The sequence below is a fragment of the Variovorax sp. LG9.2 genome (genome assembly GCF_035018885.1).
Lineage (GTDB): Bacteria > Pseudomonadota > Gammaproteobacteria > Burkholderiales > Burkholderiaceae_C > Variovorax.
In genome coordinates this window covers 1-1024 of record NZ_JASJXB010000093.1, presented here as the reverse complement: position 1 = coordinate 1024, position 1024 = coordinate 1, and the positions used below count along the sequence as shown (strand labels likewise).

At 61.6% G+C, this 1024-nt stretch carries 1 protein-coding gene; it reads right to left on the bottom strand.

The features are described 5' to 3' along the window. The coding region (locus tag QN413_RS27040; protein WP_323499639.1) for an aliphatic amidase at positions 1-1023 on the bottom strand (1023 nt) is incomplete at its 3' end. Position 1024: the final 1 nt, after the last annotated feature.

The window sequence follows — 1024 nt, the reverse complement described above, 5'->3', positions numbered from 1 at the left end:
GTCTTCGTTGGGGATGCCCTCGATCGGCGCTTCCGATGTGCCGACAGTGGTCCGCGTGAACGACTCGACCATCTCGCGCGTGCCCTGCGGATCGGCGATCCATTTGCCGTAGAACTCGAATGGGCAGTCGGCCACGCCCTTGTCGCCTTCGCGCGAGTTGATCAGGCCGGTGTAGCCGCGGTGCACCAGCTTGAAGAGATGGTTCTCCGACTGGCCGTGCTTGCGGAAGTCGCGAATCAGGCTCTTGCTGAGCGCGGCGTACTGGATGCCCATTTCTTCGGTGCCGCATTCGCCAAGGGTGCGGCCGTCGAAGCCGATGAGCGCCGAATGGCCGAAATACGAGTACACGCCGTCGAAGCCGGCCGCATTGGCGACCGCAACGTAGGTGTTGTTGGCAAAGGCCATTGCCTTGGACATCAGGATCTGCTGCTCCTTGGCCGGGTACATGTAGCCCTGGCAGCGGATGATGAGTTCGGCGCCCTTCATCGCGCAGTCGCGCCAGATCTCCGGGTAGTTGCCGTCGTCGCAAATGATGAGGCTGATCTTCATGCCCTTGGGGCCATCGCTCACGTAGGTGCAGTTGCCGGGGTACCAGCCTTCGATGGGCACCCACGGCATGATCTTGCGGTACTTCTGGACGATCTCGCCCTGGTCGTTCATCAGGATGAGCGTGTTGTAGGGCGCCTTGTTGGGGTGCTCTTCATGGCGCTCGCCGGTGAGCGAGAAGACGCCCCATACCTTGGCCTTGCGGCAGGCTTCGGCAAAGATTTCTGTCTCGACGCCAGGAATGCTGGCGGCGTTCTCGTACATCTCGCCGGCGTCGTACATGATGCCGTGGGTGCTGTACTCCGGGAAGATGACCAGGTCCATGCCCGGCAGGCCGGACTTCATGCCGATGACCATCTTGGCGATGGCCTTGCAGTTGTCGAGCACCTCGGCCTTGGTGTGCAGCCGCGGCATCTTGTAGTTGACGACCGCCACGCCGACGGTGTCTTTGCTGCTCGATATGTCTCCGTGAATCATG